The organism is Micropruina sp. (assembly GCF_047607385.1).
GTDB lineage: Bacteria > Actinomycetota > Actinomycetes > Propionibacteriales > Propionibacteriaceae > Micropruina.
Window position 1 is genome coordinate 1 of the sequence record NZ_JASGDE010000110.1, and the last position, 2,714, is coordinate 2,714.

A 2,714-nucleotide genomic window follows, 5' to 3' on the forward strand; every position below is an offset into this window, starting at 1 on the left:
CGGGTGAGCTGGGCGATCTGTGCCTGTGCTGCCGGATCGTCGGAGCCCTGCAGGGCGGCCAGCGCGGCGCGTTGCTGGGCGAGCGCGGCGTCGATCCCGGCCGTCGCCCGGTCGATGCCGGCGATGGCCTTGCGGACGCCGGCGATCGCCCGGCTCAGCCCGGCCAAGCCCTTGGTCATGCCGGCGATGGCCTTGGCCTGCTTGACCCGGGCCTTGGTGATCCCGGCGATGCCCTTGTCCAGGCCGGTGACGGCCCGGCCCATACGGTTGATGCCGGCGGTCATCGAGGTCTCGGCGGCGTCCAGTTTCCGCACCGAGCGGTCCATCCGGACCAGGGCCGTGCGCATCTTCGCCAGCGCCGTCGTCATGCTGCGCAGCTTGCGGGTCATGTCGGCGCGGGTGCTGGCCAGGGTGTGCCGCACCGTGCCGAGCTGCGTGATCCCGGTCTCCACGCCGGACGTGATGTCGGCGATCACGGCGGGGGTGTGCTGGGCGAACATCCGCCGGGCCACGGTTTCGGTGACCGGGACGATGGTGGTGACGTCCGCGTTCTGCAGCAGCTCGACCAGGTCGGCGGGCAGTTCACCGCCGCCGGTGAGGTCGAGGTTGATCGTGCTCTTGGCGGCCAGGTCGGGGAACTCGACGCCTTTGAGTGCCTTGGCGAAGCGGTCGTCGGTCTTCCAGCGGGCGAAGTCGCGCTGCAGGGACGCGGCGTAGGGCAGTTCCGGCGCCTTGATCGTGGACGGCAACTGGGCGGTCAGCCGGTCCTGCATGCCGGCGCCCGCGTGGGCCAGGAAGCCGACCATGATCGCCGGCGCCACGGTGGTGCCGATCGACCGGACCAGCGACATCGTCCCCAGCGCGGAGTTGGCCTGTCGGGGTTCGGTCAGCTGCAGCATCAGATAGTTCAGCGGCGAGCCGATCACGAAGCCCAGGCCGAGGCCGATCAGCACCAGCGTGCCGATCACGCTGGGATAGCCGGGATTCGGGATCAGCCAGGCCGCCGCACTCACCGCGGCGGCCAGCGAGATCCCGCCGCCCAACGCCAGGACGCGTTTCGCGCCCCAGGCGTCGGTCAGCCGTCCGGACAGCGGGGCGCCCACCCCGGAGGCCAGGCCGAGCAGGATGACCAGGTAGCCGCCGCTGCCGCTGGGCAGTTCCAGGGCGTTCTCGGCCAGCTGGGGAACGAACACCACCCCCATCAGCACGAACCCGGAGAGGAACGACAGCGTCAGGGTGAGGGCGACCGGACGGTGGGTGAAGTAGCCCAGGTTGAGCACCGGGTCGGCCGCGCGCCGCTCGGCCAGCACGAACAGCGGCAGCAGCACCACGAAGCCGGCCAGGTAGGGGTAGACCTCCACCGATTGCAGTGAGCCGGCGAGGTCGAAGAAGTCCAGATTGGTCAGCCCGTAGAGCAGCGCCATGATCATCGCCACCAGCAGCGCGATACCCAGCAGGTCCAGCGGGGTGACGGACGCCTCGCGGTGATTGGGCAGCACCAGCACGCCGGCGATCACGATCAGCGCACTGATCGGCACGTTCACGTAGAAGATCCACTGCCAGTTGTGCGGGCCGGCCAGATCGAGGATCAGGCTGCCGGCGGACGCGCCGAGCAGGTTGGCGATCCCGAAGACGGCCCCGACCAGGCCCAACGCCATGCCGCGCCGTTCCGGGGGCACCTCGGTGCCGATCTCCGCGGTGGCGATCGGCAGGATCCCGCCGCCACCGATCGCCTGGATCACCCGAGCGGCGATCAGCATCCAGAAGCTGCCGGCGTCCTGGGCCAGCCCGCACAGCAGCGAGCCGGCGCCGAAGAGCACGATCGCGGTCAGATAGACCGGTTTGCGACCCACCCGGTCGGCCACCTTGCCCAGCACCGGGATGGCTGCGGCGTAGGCCAGCGTGTACACGGTGATCATCCAGATCCCGAGTTGCTGGTTCACCCCGAGGTCGTCGGCGATGATCGTCCGGGCCGGTGTGACGATGCCGGTATCGATGGCGCCCATGAAGATCCCGAGCAGGTACAGGCCCAGCCCGAGGGCCCAGCCGCGCCGGGGAGCCGCGAGCCGGCGTCCGGTGCTCATGGCCGGTCCTGCGTCGTCCGGCGCAGCTCGCGGTCGAAGCCTTCGAGGGCGTCGGTGACCACCGCCAGCACCCGGACGCAGGCGTCCAGTTCGGCATCGCTGAACCCCCGCAGGGCCTCGGCGTGCAGCGCCCCGAGCGGGGTGAAGAATTCGCGGGCCACCTGGCGTCCGTAGCTGCCGAAACGCAGCACGACGGTGCGCCGGTCGGCGACCCCGCGCTCGCGCCAGACGTGGCCCGCGGCGGCCAGCCGGTCGACCGCATAGGTGACGGCCGCCGGGGTGAGGTCGAGTTCGGCGGCCAGCTGCCGGACGGTGAGCGGCGCGCCGGCGAGATCGGCGGCGTAGATCGCGGTCAGCGCTCGCAGGTCGGTGGGATGCAGGCCCTGCCGCGAGGCGAAGCCGTGCCCGACCCGTTCCGAGGCCCAGCCGACTTCGCGGACCCGCTCGGTCAGCAGCCGCTCCAGGTGTTCCCGATCGGTCACCGGGCCATCGTAGGCACATCGTTAAGCAATTTGACCATCAATCGGCTGTCAGATTTTCTGAAGCTCGCCCGACCCCACCCCCGCCCCTCCCCCCGCGCTCGCCTAACTACTTGGGGCTCGCTGAACTCAGCGAGCCCCAAATAGTTAG

General features: G+C 70.5%; 2 protein-coding genes. Both read right to left on the minus strand.

Going from position 1 to position 2,714, the window contains the following annotated elements; genetic code table 11:
* Positions 1–2,084, minus strand: a 2,084-nt coding sequence (locus QM582_RS09970) for an MFS transporter (protein WP_415084010.1), incomplete at its 3' end; no start/stop codon positions are given.
* A complete protein-coding gene (locus tag QM582_RS09975) occupies positions 2,081–2,566 on the minus strand; it encodes a MarR family winged helix-turn-helix transcriptional regulator (protein ID WP_415084012.1) in 486 nt (161 codons plus the stop codon). The genes QM582_RS09975 and QM582_RS09970, both read right to left, overlap by 4 nt.
* Positions 2,567–2,714: the final 148 nt, after the last annotated feature.